The organism is Shewanella sp. 10N.286.52.C2 (assembly GCF_002874545.1).
Lineage (GTDB): Bacteria > Pseudomonadota > Gammaproteobacteria > Enterobacterales > Shewanellaceae > Shewanella.
The window spans coordinates 55398-72621 of record NZ_MCTV01000057.1; the positions used below are offsets into that span (position 1 = coordinate 55398).

At 38.1% G+C, this 17224-nt stretch carries 15 protein-coding genes; all 15 read left to right on the plus strand.

The annotated features are described in order from the left end of the window. Positions 1 to 942 carry an acyltransferase gene (locus BCU94_RS17000; RefSeq protein WP_102477059.1) on the plus strand — a complete coding sequence of 314 codons (942 nt, stop codon included), beginning with the start codon at positions 1 to 3 and terminating at the stop codon, positions 940 to 942. A gap of 1 nt (position 943) precedes the next feature. Then, positions 944 to 1933 carry a glycosyltransferase family 2 protein gene (locus BCU94_RS17005; RefSeq protein WP_102477060.1) on the plus strand — a complete coding sequence of 330 codons (990 nt, stop codon included), beginning with the start codon at positions 944 to 946 and terminating at the stop codon, positions 1931 to 1933. 12 nt (positions 1934 to 1945) lie between these two features. Continuing rightward, positions 1946 to 3166 carry an EpsG family protein gene (locus BCU94_RS17010; RefSeq protein ID WP_102439084.1) on the plus strand — a complete coding sequence of 407 codons (1221 nt, stop codon included), beginning with the start codon at positions 1946 to 1948 and terminating at the stop codon, positions 3164 to 3166. Next, complete coding sequence (locus BCU94_RS17015; protein ID WP_102439082.1) at positions 3163 to 3951, plus strand: glycosyltransferase family A protein; 789 nt, start codon at positions 3163 to 3165, stop codon at positions 3949 to 3951. Before BCU94_RS17010 ends, BCU94_RS17015 begins: the two co-directional genes overlap by 4 nt. Before the next feature lie 5 nt (positions 3952 to 3956). After that, a complete protein-coding gene (locus tag BCU94_RS17020) occupies positions 3957 to 4694 on the plus strand; it encodes a WecB/TagA/CpsF family glycosyltransferase (protein WP_102439080.1) in 738 nt (245 codons plus the stop codon). A 98-nt stretch (positions 4695 to 4792) separates the two neighbouring features. After that, positions 4793 to 6226 carry a mannose-1-phosphate guanylyltransferase/mannose-6-phosphate isomerase gene (locus BCU94_RS17025; RefSeq protein ID WP_102477061.1) on the plus strand — a complete coding sequence of 478 codons (1434 nt, stop codon included), beginning with the start codon at positions 4793 to 4795 and terminating at the stop codon, positions 6224 to 6226. Beyond that, complete coding sequence (locus BCU94_RS17030) at positions 6219 to 7673, plus strand: phosphomannomutase (RefSeq protein ID WP_102477062.1); 1455 nt, start codon at positions 6219 to 6221, stop codon at positions 7671 to 7673. Before BCU94_RS17025 ends, BCU94_RS17030 begins: the two co-directional genes overlap by 8 nt. 9 nt (positions 7674 to 7682) lie before the next feature. Next, complete coding sequence (locus BCU94_RS17035) at positions 7683 to 9083, plus strand: undecaprenyl-phosphate glucose phosphotransferase (protein WP_102477063.1); 1401 nt, start codon at positions 7683 to 7685, stop codon at positions 9081 to 9083. A 30-nt stretch (positions 9084 to 9113) separates the two neighbouring features. Continuing rightward, positions 9114 to 10310 carry an outer membrane beta-barrel protein gene (locus BCU94_RS17040; protein ID WP_102477064.1) on the plus strand — a complete coding sequence of 399 codons (1197 nt, stop codon included), beginning with the start codon at positions 9114 to 9116 and terminating at the stop codon, positions 10308 to 10310. Between the two features lie 14 nt (positions 10311 to 10324). Continuing rightward, positions 10325 to 10861, plus strand: coding sequence for a polysaccharide biosynthesis/export family protein (locus tag BCU94_RS17045; protein ID WP_102477065.1), 537 nt, complete (start codon positions 10325 to 10327; stop codon positions 10859 to 10861). Further along, complete coding sequence (locus BCU94_RS17050; RefSeq protein ID WP_102477066.1) at positions 10862 to 13177, plus strand: polysaccharide biosynthesis tyrosine autokinase; 2316 nt, start codon at positions 10862 to 10864, stop codon at positions 13175 to 13177. It abuts the gene before it with no gap. Then, positions 13174 to 13899 (plus strand): CpsB/CapC family capsule biosynthesis tyrosine phosphatase, encoded by a 726-nt coding sequence (locus BCU94_RS17055; protein ID WP_102439065.1) that lies wholly within the window; start codon positions 13174 to 13176, stop codon positions 13897 to 13899. The genes BCU94_RS17050 and BCU94_RS17055 overlap by 4 nt, the downstream gene beginning before the upstream one ends. 20 nt (positions 13900 to 13919) lie before the next feature. Next, complete coding sequence (locus tag BCU94_RS17060) at positions 13920 to 14639, plus strand: hypothetical protein (protein ID WP_102439063.1); 720 nt, start codon at positions 13920 to 13922, stop codon at positions 14637 to 14639. Next, positions 14639 to 16006 carry an O-antigen ligase family protein gene (locus BCU94_RS17065; RefSeq protein WP_102477067.1) on the plus strand — a complete coding sequence of 456 codons (1368 nt, stop codon included), beginning with the start codon at positions 14639 to 14641 and terminating at the stop codon, positions 16004 to 16006. Before BCU94_RS17060 ends, BCU94_RS17065 begins: the two co-directional genes overlap by 1 nt. 47 nt (positions 16007 to 16053) lie before the next feature. After that, entirely contained in the window at positions 16054 to 16944 is an 891-nt protein-coding gene (gene galU / locus BCU94_RS17070; protein ID WP_102439059.1) for a UTP--glucose-1-phosphate uridylyltransferase GalU, read from the plus strand. The last annotated feature ends 280 nt before the right edge of the window (positions 16945 to 17224 follow it).

Sequence of the window (17224 nt, forward strand, 5' to 3'; positions counted from 1 at the left end):
ATGTTGGCTAGTCGAAAGCTTGAAATTGACACGTTACGGGGGTTGGCATGTATATTGTTAGTTAGTTATCACGTAATTGGATCTTCATCTACGCAAGGAATGAGAATAGACTCAGGCGTATTACGTGATATTAATGATGTGTTTATTTATATTCGTATGCCGCTTTTCTCATTTTTATCAGGACTCATATATGGTATGAGACCCTTAAAAAGCAATTTTATTCCTTTTTTAAAAAAGAAAACGGCAAGATTGCTATACCCTATGCTAACGGTTGGAACTTTGTTTGCTTTGTTACAGTTTTATGTGCCAGGGACTAATCGAGAAACGATAAACTTTTGGCTTATGCATATTATTCCTGTCGACCATTATTGGTTTTTAGAGGCGATTTTTTTAGTTTTTTGTTTAGTTACTTTGTTTGAGTTTTTTAATCTGCTCAATAGTTATCTAACGTCTGTTTTTATTTTGGTTCTTTCTATCGTTATTTACCTTTTAGGCGTTGATGTTAACTATTTATCTTTAGATGGTTTTTTTTACTTATTACCATTCTTTTTATTTGGCATGATGAACTCAAGGTTCCCCTCTGCTGTGCAAAAAATGTTAACTGTTAGTTTAGCGATACTGGTGTCTTACGGGTTATCGTTATACTTTGACTTCGATGACAGAGCATTAAGAATTGGCATTGGATTTAGCTTTTGTTTTACTCTGTTTTTATTGAAAATAAAGATGAAATGGCTTTCGTACATTGGAGTTTATTCTTTTTCTATTTATTTGTTCCATGTGTTCTTTACGGCATCAAGCCGGATTTTTTTAAATTATTTTGATGTATTAAATACGAGTTTAGTTTTTATGGTTGGGCTTACAGCAGGCATCGCAGGCTCTATTGTTATTGATAAACTATTAAGTAGTAATAGTTGGATGACTCATTACGTGTTAGGTAGGTAGTATGTTGGATAAAGACAATGATGTTAACAAGTTGACCGTGGTGATCCCTACTTATGGCAGAGCTGAAAAGATTTTAAAATCAATACATTCTTGTCAGCATCCAGATATATCAATTGTGGTGATAGATGATAATGGACTAGATACACCTAACCAGGTTTCAACTAAAGCACTAATAGATAACGTAGCCCCTGAGTTTAATGGCCGCTTATTATATTTTGCTTTAAATGATAATTCAGGCGCTTGTATAGCACGTAATAAAGGGGTTGAATTAACCAAAACCTCAATCGTCACTTTTTTAGATGATGACGATATGCTGCTTGTTGAAGCAACCTTAGCTAAACTTCAATTTTTTAATGAGCACAGCGAGTACGATATTTGTTGCAGTGATATGTACTCTAAGTTTAATGGGAAAAAATATCAGTTAGATTTCTGCCACTTCAAGGGAACCACTCCGATTGAATTACTCGAAGATGGTAACTGTTATACTCCTATGGTTATGGGAAGAAAAAAAGCATTGATGCAAATTGGTGGCTTTGATAATTGTAAAAAATACCAAGACCATGTGCTAATCCTTAAAATACATTTAAGCAAGCTAAGTGTGCTGTTTTTTAAGCAGCCAACATTTATCCATGTGGATCATGATGAGTATCGAATTTCAAATACACCGTGTTCTTATCAGACGGTTAAGCTTAGATTTGAATATGAAGAAAAGTTACTCAACAGTCTTAATTTAGACGATGCTGAGTATCAGAGATTGAAAGCGATTATATTATATAGGAAAAAATATCTTTGTTTTTATTATATAGTGATGCCAAGACTCAACTCCTTTAAAAAAAGGTTTATTGGTACCAAAAGATTTTTGTATTCGATAGAGCAAGATGGTAATGCTATTTTTATTAATGGTAAATCATTTTTTTATGCACTGAAAACCGTAACAGGCTTACCTTTCTTGATAAAAAGAATGGCTTATAAAATAAAACATAGTAATTAACAAGGAGTACTTGTGGATAGTCACTTATCATATAGCGATGATGATAGTATTCTAAATGTTAAGTTTTCATTTGTTTTTGCTGTTTTAATATTGTTTTCTATATTTACTCCTTTTTTATCGTTTCTTTGTTGTGCTTTTTTGATTGTTTATACTCACAACTATAAATTGGTAAAGCTACTACCTATATCGCTTGTGTTTTTCTTTATTTTAATCAATTTTAATCGGGAGTTTTTCGTAAAGGGTAACGACCTAGAATGGTATTATACTTACTTTACTAATTTTTCAGATTATGAATTAGGTTTTTTTAATGCTTTTGAAGATGATCTGGCTAGCGTGTCATTGAAAGCAAGTGAGCCCCTGTATCATTTCTTTGTTTATATCTCGAGTAAAGCGACCAATGGATATTATCCAGCTTATATTCTCTGGGTACACTGTGTGATTTATCTGATTCCAACCTTTGTGATTATCGAGATCTGTAAGCGCGAAAAAGTAAATGTCTTGATATGTTGCTCTTTGGTTTTGTTTCAAATGTTGGTGTTTTATGATTTTGGTAATGCATATAATTTAATCAGACAACAGGTGGCCAGTTCGTTTCTGGTGCTGACTTTTTATTTTATGTATATAAAAAAGCCATGGTTTTGTTTGTTTTTCTCTATTGTTTCAGTGTTTACTCATAATTCAACGGTTTTGATGGCCGCACTAATATTATTGTTTTGTTTGTACAATATTAACTACATATCATACAAGCTATTACTAACGGCAACGGTGTTGTTATCTATTTTTTATGTTGCTGTATACTTTAACCTTAGTGGTCACTATGAAGATCTCGAAGATAAATCAAGAGGTCTAGTTGTTAAACTGATTGATTTTAGTATTTTTATTTTTAGTGGGATAATTGTATTTTTTTATGACTCAAAATATAGGAATGTTTACCGTTTTTTAGTGGTGTTATTCATTGCTCTGATGTTTTGTCATATTAGTTCTTTTTTACCTCTAAGATTTTTAACCTTTTATGATTCTTTTAAGTGGCTTAACTATTTTATCATCTTTAATTATTTCAGCACTAAGCTCTCATATTACAAAAATGCTAATTTAAGTATTTTTACTTCTTGTTTGATCTTAGGCTTTACCTATTTCAACCTGAAGCTTACTTATACAGCATATATATATAATGGTAGTTTTCTAGATTTTGTTATTGATTCACCCATTTATTATTTAGGTATTGATTTATGAAAGTGTTACTTATAACTACTTGCGTTTATAATGAAACTAACTACTCAGACTTTAAACGCCTAGTTAATAGCTTGCACTCGCAAAGTAGTGAGGCCGTCTTCTTTCATGCTGTTTTATTTCAAAACTACACTCAGACTGAAATGATTCAACCCGCTAATAATGATAATTATTGTGCCGAACACTTTTACATTAAAGATATCATTTCACTATCTAAAGCAAGAAATTTTATTATCGAGAGAGTTTTCGATCTTCTTAGTGATTATGATTACATTTCCTTTCCCGATGATGATTGCTGGTATCCTACGAGTTTTTGGCTCAATTTTGAAGGGTTAGTAAGTACCAATGATTGCGACCTTTTTTATACCAAGTTTTGTTCCAGCCCGATAGATGCTGTTGGTGGTATTGAAAAGCATTCTGCTTATAAATTGGTTCAAAACGCGTCTTCAAACACCACTATTTATAAAAGTCAGATTGTCGCTGAATTGAGATGTTTTAATGAGAGTTTCGGTGTTGGCAGTGAAAATAATGGTGGTGAAGATACTGATTTTGCCATTAGAGCAATGTTGTTATCTAAATATATATGGTTTAGCAACTCAAACCTAATTGGCCATCGCGATCCCATTGCTGAGTTCAGATATCGATACTTCAAAGGCTCTTTCGGCGTGTTAAAGAATCATTGCTTTAGCTCACTTGCATTGATGCTGATTACAGCAAGAAAAACCTGTGTAGGGTTAGTCTTTCTTTTTTCTAACAAAATTAAAGTTACTGACTTTTTCATAAGGTGAATAAAATGGATTTTACAAAAAAGAATAATTTTTTGGGTGTGAATTTTAATGACTTTACAGCCGATAATCTGGTTCATCATATTGTTAATTATAATGGTGAATATTCAATGCTAGTTACGCCTAATGTAGACCATGTCATCAGGTACAACTCTGATTCAAGCTTTAAAACTATATATGATAAAGCTGATATTACTGTCAATGATAGCCGAATTTTAAATCTCTTATCTAAGCTGGCTAGGGTTGATATCGGAGATGTTATTCCAGGTAGCGATTTAACCAAACGAATCATAGAGACTTTGCCAGAAAAAGATTTTGATATAACAGTTATTGGTTGCTCAGATGAAACTATATCCTTTGTAAAAGCTAAATATAAGTTACGCTCAGTTAATCATTATAATCCTCCGATGGGGTTTATTGATGATGATATTGAAGTAGGTAAGTGTGTTGATTTTGTATTAGCCAATCCTGCTAAATTAATATTTCTTTGCGTGGGCTCACCAAGACAGGAAATTCTATGCCAAAAACTTAAACAGGCAGGTGCTTCAGGTCTGGCTTTGTGTGTTGGTGCTTCCTTTTTATTTTTAAGTGGTGAGGAAAAAAGAGCGCCTGTGATATTTCAAAAACTATCACTAGAATGGTTTTTTAGATTAATGCAATCACCAAGAAGGTTATTTGGTCGGTATGTTATTAATGGCGTTAAAATTTTTCCGATATTCATAAAGTACATTCATCAAAAGCATTAATTAATCCTTATTAAAGTGATTGGTAACGCTCATCGCTCCTTTTTTAACGTTAAATTCCCTATTGGTCACTGTAAAAATAATTTTTATCGAGGTTGAATATGATTTTACCCGTAATTATGGCAGGTGGTTCAGGCTCTCGTTTGTGGCCATTGTCTCGCCAGCAATTTCCTAAGCAGTTTCTTACTTTGTTAGATAATCATTCAATGTTGCAAACAACAGCGAACCGACTAGATGGAATTATTCATTCAGCGCCCTTAGTTATTTGTAATGAAGAACATCGTTTTTCTGTTGCTGAGCAGTTTCGTTTAGGCAATATAGATAACAGCGGAATTATATTAGAACCCGAAGGGCGAAATACCGCCCCCGCAATTGCACTTGCTGCTATGTATGCGGTTCGCAATGGGCAAGACCCTTTATTATTAGTGCTAGCCGCAGATCATGTCATTAAGAATGAGACCGCATTTTGTGAGGCTGTCACCAAAGCGGTAACCCTAGCAGAACATAACCAATTAGTGACGTTTGGCATTGTGCCGACAGCGCCAGAAACAGGTTACGGCTATATTCAACGGGGTGAGTTACTCGCTGATGAGCTTGGGTTTGAGGTTTCTCAGTTTGTTGAGAAGCCGAATTTAGCAACTGCGAAAGATTATATTGCCACTGGGCATTATTATTGGAATAGCGGCATGTTTTTGTTTAAAGCCAGTGTTTATTTACAAGAACTTAAATTATATAGCCCTGATATTTTTGCCGCTTGTGAAGCCGCAATGGTCAACACTACTCATGATGTAGACTTTATTCGTGTCGATGAAGCGGCTTTTATTACAAGTCCCGAAGACTCAATTGATTATGCGGTTATGGAAAAGACCAAGCATGCAGTGGTTGTGCCTATGGATTGCGGTTGGAGCGATGTCGGCAGCTGGTCTGCATTATGGGAGATTGAAGATAAAGATCCCCATGGAAACGTCTTTAAAGGCGATGTTATTGGTATAGATACCAACAATAGTTATGTTAATGCCACTGAAAAACTGGTGGCAACCATTGGTTTAGATGACGTGGTTATTGTTGAAACTAAGGATGCGATTCTAGTGTCAAAACAAGCTGATGTTCAACAAGTTAAACATATTGTAGAGCAACTGAAAACTCATGAACGCAGCGAGTGGCAACACCATCGCGAAGTTTATCGCCCTTGGGGGAAATATGACTCCATCGATCATGGCGGACGTTTTCAAGTCAAGCGAATTACTGTCAAGCCTGGGGCAAAGTTATCAGTGCAAATGCACTATCACCGAGCAGAGCATTGGATTGTGGTATCGGGAACTGCGAAAGTAACCAATGGCGATCAAGACATTTTATTAACTGAGAATCAATCTACTTATATCCCTGTTGGTGTTATCCATGCCTTAGAAAACCCAGGTAAAGTGCCTCTAGAATTAATTGAAGTGCAATCGGGATCCTATCTCAGCGAGGACGATATTGTCCGCTTTGAAGACAGATATGGCCGTGTAGCAACAAAAGGCGTATCAAATGCTTAATTCAAAACAAGTGATAGCTTCAAGTCATATCGGTTTTGGAACCAGCGGTGCCAGAGGTTTGGTATGTGATTTCACTGTTGATGTCTGCGCAGCTTTCACAGTGTCTTTTTTAAACACCATGCAAGACTCTTTTAATGTTCACACAATCGCAATAGCGATAGATAATCGTCCAAGCAGTTTTACGATGGCACAAGCCTGTGCTGCAGCTCTAGAGCTGTGTGATGTAAAGGTTGTTTATTATGGTGTTATCCCAACGCCAGCATTAGCCTGTATTTCGATGAGCCAAGAGGTTCCTTGTATCATGGTGACAGGAAGCCACATTCCCTTTGACCGAAATGGATTAAAGTTTTATCGGCCTGATGGTGAGATTACTAAAGCCGATGAAATAGCGATTTTAAATAGTGAATATTATTATCCTTGCGTAGAGCAACTACCCTTGCTTACCGTGGATAATGCTGCTGAAAATCATTACATAGATCGTTATGTGAGTTTATTTGATTCGCCATGGTTAACTGGTAAGCGCATTGGCATTTATCAACATTCAAGTGCTGGGCGCGATTTATATCCACTCATTTTTGAAAAGCTGGGTGCCGAGGTTATATCCATTGGTCGCAGTGATACCTTTGTGCCTATTGATACTGAAGCAGTTAGTGAAGCAGATTGTCAAAAAGCGATCGAGTGGACGCACGAGTATCAGCTTGATGCGTTATTTTCCACTGATGGTGATGGTGACAGACCATTGCTCGCTGATGAGCAAGGTAACTGGCTGCGTGGTGACATTCTGGGGTTACTTTCCGCCAAGGCGTTAGATATCGATGGATTAGTTGTACCCGTTAGCTGTAATACCGCCATAGAACTAAGCCGCTATTTTGATCTAGTCGTAAGAACTAAAATTGGCTCTCCCCATGTGATAGCCGCGTTTTCAGAGGTAGAAAGGCAAAGTAGTCGAATTGCTGGATTTGAAGCTAATGGGGGCTTCTTGCTGGGGTCTACTATCGAGGTTCATGGACATAGTTTGTCTGCACTACCTACTCGCGATGCAGTACTGCCTGTTTTGATGGTACTTCATAGCGCTTTGAGTAAAACTTCTTCCAACTCTATTGCAGAATTAGTAGCACAATTACCCCAACGCTTTACCCATAGCGACCGTTTGACAGATTTTAGCACTGAACGCAGTAAGCACATTATTAAATTAGGTTTACAGCAGCCAGAGTATTTACTTGAGCAATTAAACCTATCTGAAAATAAATTAGTAGAAGTTAATTCTAAAGATGGACTACGCTTAAGTTTTACTAATGGCAATATTGTTCATTTACGACCATCGGGTAATGCTCCGGAATTTAGATGTTACGCCGAAAGTGATTCTATATCCAAAGCTAAAAAATTAGTTGAACATACTTTGTATCAGTTATTGAACATCAATTTAAATGCATCGTTAGTTAATTAGGTGAGCTAAATGGAAAGTCCATCAACACTTCAATTTGTCGGTACCCGTTCTAGTTTCTTATTGCGTATCTTTGATATTGCCATTATTGCCGCCGCATTAATGATCATGATGCATAGCTATAATATTACTTTCAATAAGGACTACTTATTAGTGCTGATTGGGGTGTTATTTTTTTATAGTTATATAGGGGAATCTTTAGGGTTATACCGTTCTTGGCGCTTGGGGCGGTTTTCTACCATGTGCAGAATTATGTGTTTAAATGTAACTCTCGCCTTTTTACTCATGACATTATTATTATTCGTATTTAAATACAGTGAAGTTTATTCTCGGGTAACAGTGGGAGGATGGTATGTCTTAACACTTATATCTTTAGTGAGTTGGCGACTGTGTGTGCGTGAGTTTAAACGTTTTCGTCGTAAAAAAGGTTATAGCGTCCAAAAAGTAGCCATTGTAGGTTTAACTGAGGCGGGGCAACGCTTATATACTCAAATACAGAAACATGATGAGTTAGGTTTCGAGTGTGTGGGTTTTTATGATGATAGAGACCCAAATCGTATCGAAAATTTAGATTTGTCATGTTTAAAAGGCACGGTGAATGATGCGGTTGATGTTGCACGTAAAGGTGAAATTCAGAAATTATATGTTTGCTTACCTATGATTGCGGAGCAGCGAATTGCCGATATTATTTTAGCTCTTGGCGATAGTACTGTTGATGTATTAATTACCCCTGATTTTTTATTGAAAAACTTAATGCATGCACGCATAGGCAGTGTTGGCGAGGTTGATACCTTAAGTGTGTTTGAGTCACCCGTTAACGGGATGATGCGCTTTTATAAACGTAGTTTTGACCTTGCTTTTAGCGTTATGGCATTAATTGTTTTAAGTCCTGTCTTATTGGTTATTGCTTTCGCGGTTAAATTAAACTCCCAAGGTCCTATTATTTTTAAGCAAGATAGATATGGACTTGATGGGCGAAAAATTAAAGTGTGGAAATTTCGCTCAATGACAGTGACTGAAAACAGTAATGTGGTTATTCAAGCGAAGAAAGGAGATGCACGAATAACCAGTATCGGCGGCTTTTTACGTAAAAGCTCGCTGGATGAATTGCCACAATTTTTTAATGTGCTAATGGGGGATATGTCAGTGGTTGGCCCAAGACCTCATGCTATTGCTCATAATGAAGAGTACAGACATTTAGTCTCTTATTACATGCTTCGGCACAAGGTATTACCTGGTATTACGGGGTGGGCCCAGATAAATGGCTGGCGTGGTGAAACCGATACCCTTGATAAAATGGAAAAAAGAATCGAATTCGACTTGGCTTATATAAGAAATTGGTCTATTTGGTTAGATGTGAAAATTGTCTTTATGACATGCTTTAAAGGTTTTGTCGGTAAACATGTTTACTAAAAATCACAATCAAAGGAATAGGTGATAACAATGAGAACAAAGCTAAATATATTTACACTATTAGTCATCTCAGCTGGGATAGCAAATGTGAGTGCTGAAGAAAAAGCTGGGGTAATTACCACTGAGTCCGGTGTTGATTTTATTCCAGCATTAAATGCAGGCTTAAAATATGACGATAATATTGCCAGTAGAAGTACAAATGAAGAAGAAAGTTGGATATTAACCGTAGCCCCTGCGGTGCAGGCAAAGATGCTCGATGGGAATAACATTTATACTATTGATGCCGGTATTGAGTACGGTGATTATTTCGATAGTAGCGACGATAACTACCTTGATGCACTATTAAAAGCTCGCGCTCAGGTAGAGTTAAATCAAAGCAATCGTTTCAATCTTGAAGCTAAGTATTTTTACGGTCACGAAGATCGTGGTACTGGTGTGTTCGATTTTGGCTTTGATGATGGACTGCCAACAGAACCTGCTACCTATGATATTTTTCAAGGTGGTGGTTATTATGAGTATGGCGCTAAATCAACGCCGGCAAGAGTTAGGATTAATGGTTTATATGATTCTAAGGAATATACAAACTTTAAAGAATTAACCCAGTTCCGTAATAAAGATAACGTTAAATTAGGGGCTACCGTTTTTTATGATACTCGAGCAGCCACTAGTATTTTTCTTGATTACCAATATATTCAAACCGCTTATGACGTCATGGATCCTGGCGGAGATAGAGACAGTGATACCCAAAATTTACAGTTAGGTGTTGAGTGGGAAGCAACCAGTACCACTGAGGGTTCTATTAGGATCGGCTATCAGAAAAAAGCATTTGATAATCAAGAGCGGGAAGATTTTAGCGGTGTAGCTTGGGATGCCAAGTTAACTTGGAAACCATTGACCTATAGTCAGTTTGACTTCTATACCGGTCGCAGTAGTGAGGACCCTGATACATTTGGTGATTATGTTCGTGAGACCACTTACGGGGTTAAATGGAACCATGATTGGAGCGACTTGTTTGGTACCACTCTCGGGTACGATCGAATACAAGACGATTACACAGGCTTTGAGCGTGAAGATACCACCAATGTTTATCGCGTTTCGTTCAATTTTGAAGTGTTGCGCTGGATGACGCTAAGAGCAGGTGCAGATATTGCTGACAATACATCAATACAAGAACGCTTTGATTACGATCGTAATATCTATTTTATCACTGCCGAAATGACCTTGTAATTATTGGTGCAATCATGAGATTTCTATTTTTAAGTCTAGTTTTAGCTCTTGTATCCATGATGCTGACATCGACTGCAGAGGCGGTCGAGTCTGATGATAGTTACCTATTAGGGGCTGGTGATACCATTATTATTCAAGTGTATGGTGAGGACGCCTTAACCTTGGAAACTCAACTCACCAATAGTGGCACCATTAATTTTCCTTTTTTAGGCCCAATTAAACTTAACGGTTTGACCATAAAACAAGTGGAGCAAATAGTTTATAAGGGTCTTAAAGGGGATTATTTTGTTGAGCCTAGTGTCTATGTCGGAATGGTGGAATATCGACCTTTTTATATTCACGGCGAGGTTAAAAAACCGGGTGGCTATCCATATCAGCCAGGAATGACAGTTAACCAAGCCATCGCACTAGCCGGTGGGCTGACTGAGCGGGCTTCAGAAGACAAAATCAATATTTCCCGAGAAGGCGCAAAGGTAAACTCCAAGCGTGGCAACATTAACAGTAAGATTTTTGCTGGTGATACTATTACCATTGAACAGAGGTTCTTTTAAATGACTCAGCAGGAAAGGCGAGCCAACCCATTGCCTCAAATTCAAATGGATCAGCTAATTGATTTCAAAAAGCTAATAAAACCTGTTATGCGTTTTAAATGGCGCATATTAACCTTTGCGATGTTGATTACTGCTTTGGTTATTTTTGTCGTATTGAAAATGACGCCAATATACAGTGCAAAGTCTACCTTATTGATCGAATCAGAACAGGCTAATGCTATTAAAATAGATGAAGTTTATGGTATTAATTCAGGGCAGCAAGAATATTATTTAACTCAATTTGAAATTATAAAATCACGCTCAATTGCAGAGCGAGTATTTAACGAATTAGATTTAATAAATCACCCTGCATTTGTCTCAGAACCAAGTTTGCTTAGTCAACTAGCCTATTTACTCGATTTTATTCCAAAAGAATATATTCCCGAAGAGTACCTACCTGATGACTTATTGCCTGAAGGGAGTGCTACAGAAAATGTTGACCAAGAAATTGTTAAGCAACAATTAATCGATACCTTTGCCGAAGATATCAGTATTTCACCGGTTAGAAAAACGCAATTGGTCCATATTCGTTATGAAAGCTCAGATCCCGCCTTGGCCGCATTAGTGGCTAATGTGGTGGGAGATACCTATATTTTAAGTCAATTGGAAGCAAAGGTTGGCATGACACAAAAGGCCAATACTTGGTTAGGTGGAAGGCTAGAAGAGCTAAGATTAAAGCTAGATGAATCTGAAACACGCTTAGAATCTTTTAAGCGGGCGAATGGTCTGGTTGATGTTGAAGGGGTCACAGCGTTAGATGCTAAAGAGCTCGAACGATTAAGTGATGAAATTGCCATGGCACGCTCACGCAAAGCGCAGGCAGAGAGTTTTATTACCGTGGTCAGGCGCTACGGTGCTACTGATATCAGCCGTTTAGAAAGCTTACCTGAAGTAACCTCCCATCCCTCGATTCAAAATGTTAAGCGTGAAGTGGTGATTGTTGAAAGAAAAGTTTCTGAGCTTGAGCAAATTTATGGGCCAAAGCATCCAAAAATGATCGCGGCAAAAGCTGAGCTTAAATCAGTACAGAGTAATTTACATAGCCAAATAGCAAGATTAGTGAGAGGTATTGAAGAAGAAGCGCAAACAGCAGGACGTAAGCTGAAGGGGTTAGAAGCGCAGTTTAATAAATCAAAAGGCTCTTTTCAAAACCTGAGCACTATAGATACTGATTTCCGTCGCATGCTGCGTGAAGTTGATACTAATCAACAATTGTTTGATAGCTTTCTTGCTCGTCAAAAAGAAACCGAAGTGACCGGCAGTTTTGACTCGCCTATCGCCCGCTTTACTGACAGAGCGATTGTGCCAATCTATCCTACTAAACCCAATAAAAAGCTGATTGTAATATTGACCTTTTTTGCCAGCTTAGGCTTTGGGGTGGTGATGGTATTAATACTGGATGGGTTAAATGACACAGTTAAAAATAGCGATGACGTAGAGAAAATATTATCGCAGCGGGCATTAGGTTATATTCCAAAAGCCAAGAAAAGAGCTACTTATAAAGAGATTAACTTCGCCTTTTACGATAATAATCAGCCTTTACATGCAGAAGCGGTTCGCACTATAAGAACATCGATGTCATTAATGGCCATGGGCAGTGACTTCTCTACCATTGAAGTGACATCATCGACGCCTAACGAAGGGAAAACCAGCACTTCAATGAACTTAGGCTTTGCTTTTTCTACGATGGAAAAAGTATTGATAATTGATGCGGACTTACGTAAATCCAGTATGGGCGAGCGTTTTGGTTTACCCTCTTATCAGCCAGGGCTTGCTAATATATTATCAGGTACAGAAAGCTTGCCTCATTGTATCGTTGCTGATGTTAAACCTAATGTCGACTTTATGCCTGCAGGAGCGGTGCCGCTTAACCCTCAAGAGTTACTTTCTTCGAGCCAGTTTCCGAAGTTATTAACCTTGCTGAAAACTCAGTATAGTAAAATCATTATCGATACCCCGCCAATACATGCCGTCAGTGACGCATTGATTATTACTTCGTTATGTGATGCAACGGTATTAGTGGTAAAAGCCGATCATACCCGTAATGAAGTGATTAAATTAAGCTTAGCAAAATTAAATCAAGCGAGAAGTAAAGTCTTTGGTGTCGTTCTAAACCAGTTTAATACGAAAGATGCACAGCATTACCAAGGTGACTATGGCTACTATAAAGCTTACGGCGCAGATCAGACTCCTAAAGATAAACCTGTGCAGTTTGCAGATTATGCCGCCAAAGATAAGCCTAAGCCGTTTTCTGACTTGGACAATATAAAAGTATGATTGATTTACATTGCCATGTATTAGCCAATATCGACGATGGAGCTAAATCCGTTGATGAAGCACTGAGTTTAATGGCTTTGGCACAGGAGCAAGGGGTAACCCGCATGGTGGCAACCCCGCATATCCATCTAGGCATATATGACAATGATATCAACTCAATATCTGCAGCTTATAAGGCGCTTTCACAAGCCCTAGTTAGCTCTAACATTGCTATTGAATTGCGCGCGGCAGCGGAAGTGCGGATTTCACCAGAAATCGTCTTGTTTGTTGAGCAACATAAATTGCCTTTTATTGGTCATTATCAGCAAAAAGATGTCCTACTATTAGAGTTACCCAGTAGCCATATCCCAGCGGGAACAGATAGGTTAATTAGCTGGTTATTGAGTAAAAATGTATTACCGATGATTGCTCACCCTGAACGTAATAGAGAGCTGCAAAACCACCCCCATAGAATTAAGCCCTTTGTCCAAGCTGGCTGTTTATTTCAGTTAACAGCAGCGTCGCTAATTGGCGATTTTGGCTCGGCGCCGCAGCAATTGAGTGAGCAATTTTTAAAAGAGCGTTTTTATTCCATCATCGCTTCAGATTGCCATTCCTTAAAACGTCGCCCACCTAAAATTGCCCAAGCAAAGCAATTGGTTAGTAGCTTAGTTGATGAAGAGTACGCTTTTGCATTAACGACAGAGATGCCCAGAACTATTTCTAATTCGCTATTTCAATAATCATAAGGTGATGACATAAAATGTTGAAGTTTAAAATGATAAAAAACTTCACTTGGTCAAGGCAAAGGCTGATATATGTATTTTTACTCCTTTTGCTAGCGGCGATATTGCCGGTTATTGTGCAAAAAGGCATGGCCAGTGCGTATCATTTTAAATCCCGATTCTATATTGATCATTGGCAGAAAAATAACCCTCCTACCCAGCTTCAATACTCAGCGGCATTATTGGCCGCTGATAATGCTTATAACCTTGATAGTAAAAACCCTCACTATTTATTGACCTTGGCAAAAGTCATGGAGTGGGGCGTATATGCAAATTTTGCCGCTGCCAATAACGCACTATTTAACCAGTTATATACCAATGCCATTTCCCAAAGGCCGACATGGCCTAATGCTTATAGTGATTACGCATATAATTTAGCCTTCATTCAGCATGATGTGTCACAAGTATGGCCTTTATTAGATAAGGCTGTACTGTACGGTCCTTATACCCCTGAAGTATTGCATCAAATTCTAGCCATCGGTTTTGCATATTGGCCTCAGTTAACCCTAGTACAAAAGAAAAACGTTTTTGAAACGGCGCGGATTTCAGCTATGGCTAGCTGGGACGTGCGCACTGATTTGAAGCGCTTAGCCACGCAATATGACATGACGCCAATAGTATGTACCTACTTTAAATTTATCACCCCAGAGTTTACTCCCAAAGATAAAAACTGGGTTGAAAAGGAACTGTGTCGTTAATGGATACTCTTGCCAAACCAACGAAGGTTTTCAGCGGACGCTTTGATCATTTTATGATATTGGCTCTGTGTGTGGTGATTATTTGGATGCCAATCCCTTTAGGCAGTAATCGTATTTGGGCGTTGGCGATCCTTGAATTTACAACAATATCACTGGGGATAGTACATCTTGGCTATTGCCTGAAGCATGATAGTGCATTTTTTCGCTACCAGTGGCAAAAGCAATTATTGCTCCCCCCAGGGCTGTTATTGATATATTTATTTTTACAGTATCTTAATTGGCTTCCAGGTATTGATAGTGTCGACCCTTACCAGACTCAACAACAACTCCTTAAGACTCTGTGTTATTCAATTTTTATTTTCTTATTAAGCCAATATTGTCAGCATTCTAAAACCTTAAGGTGGCTGTTTATAGCAATTATCTTATCAGGGTGTTTGCAGGCTTTTTATGGGGTGATTCTGAATCTACTGCAGTTAGATGCCTCGCCCATTTTAGGTTTTAGTGATGGCGAAAAGGCCCGTGGATCCTTTGTGTATCAAAATCATTTTGCTAATTATTTAGCCTTATGTTTAAGCATTGCGTTTGGTTGGCTGTTATCAGAGCTTAAAACCACTAAGCACGATCAAGATAAGCGCGCCATGCTTATCGGGATGATATCAACACTATTAAGTCGAAAGTTAATTTTACGTTTAGCAATCGTGTTGATGGTTATAGGACTAATAATGAGCCGTTCGCGGATGGGCAATGCGGGCTTTTTTGCTGCTTTAGGCCTGATGTCGGTTATTGCATTATTTATTTACCGCCGCCCGCCGACATTGTTTAAACCCTTAGTTATCAGTATTTTTATTTTAGATTTGATTATTGTTGGTTCGATTTTTGGGATTGAAAAAGTTAAGCAGCGCTTAGCTGAGACCAGCTTTGCTTCAGAAACCCGCGATAATGTGGTTATTGATAGCTTACCTATCATTCAAGATAATCTTTTTACAGGTACAGGAGGAGGCACCTTTTATACGGTTTTTCCGCAATACCAACCCCAGTTTTACTCTGGTTTTTATGATCATGCCCATAATGAATATGTGCAATTTGTAATTGAGTATGGTGTTGTTATGACGGTGATATTAGGCGCTTGGGTGTTGTATTCGTTTTGGCTTGCTTGTCGAACAATGTATCTACGCAATAACAAGCTTTATAAGGGTATCGCATTTGGTTGTGCTATGGCTATCGTATATATGCTCTTGCATATCTCGGTTGATTTCCATCTACAAGCACCAGCCAATACGTTACTGTTTTTAACCATAATAACCCTGTGTTGGTCGGTTCGTTATTTACCTTCTGAGCCTCAGCGAAAGGCTCGAAAATCATTTTAGTTTTACTTTTACTATACAATTTAGCGCTAGTTAAATAAGGATATTTTATGAAAGTTGTCATTCCCGTTGCAGGTTTAGGCACGCGTATGTTGCCAGCTACCAAAGCCATACCTAAAGAAATGTTACCCATTGTTGATAAACCCTTAATTCAATATATTGTTGATGAATGTGTCAGTGCGGGAATTAAAGAAATTGTATTGGTGACTCATGCCAGTAAAAATGCAATTGAAAACCACTTTGATAAATCTTACGAGTTAGAGTCAACCTTAGAAAAACGGGTTAAACGTCAGTTATTACATGAAGTGCAGTCTATTTGCCCTAAAAATGTCACCATTATGCATGTGCGTCAGGGTGAGGCTAAGGGCTTAGGCCATGCGATATTATGTGCAAAACCCTGTATTGGAAATAATCCATTTGCAGTGGTGTTGCCCGATGTCATTTTAGATGCCTACTCAGCGGATCAGCGAACTGAAAACTTAGCTTCTATGCTGGTGCGTTATCAGGAGTCCCAAGCCAGTCAAATTATGGTGGCCCCTGTACCTGATGAGCAAGTGAATAAGTACGGCATTGCAGATTGCGCTGGTGAAACCGTGATGGCTGGAGAGTCAGTCAAAGTGTATAAAATGGTTGAAAAGCCTGCAGTGGGTCAAGCGCCGTCAAACTTAGCCGTGGTTGGTCGTTACGTGTTGTCCGAAAAAATTTGGGATTTACTAGCCCAAACGCCGCCGGGCGCAGGGGATGAAATTCAATTAACTGATGCTATTGATATGCTGATTAAATCAGATGCGGTGGAAGCTTTTAATATGACGGGTAAATCCCATGACTGTGGCGATAAGCTTGGTTATATGAAAGCGTTTGTTGAATACGGTTTGCGAGATGCTAAATATGGCGGCGATTTTAGTCGTGAAATTAAACTGTTATTAACCGAATACGACTAATGTAAGTTAATGAAATTGTGATTTATATACTGTTATATGCGGTGCTACCGAGCCAGCCCTAGCGTCTTTGCTTGAAAAGGCTGACAAACTAAAACCTAATCTTCGATACTGTTGCGGCAATAACGCTAAAATGGTGTTTGAGGTTAGGTTTTTTTGTACCTAAAATTTATGTTAATAATATATAAAACAGTGTTTTATGTTGTGTGGTCGAGGTATGGGTAAAGAGCCCAATCAAAGCCATTATATTGTTGGATAGTCCTCCGCTAAACCGCTAAACCGC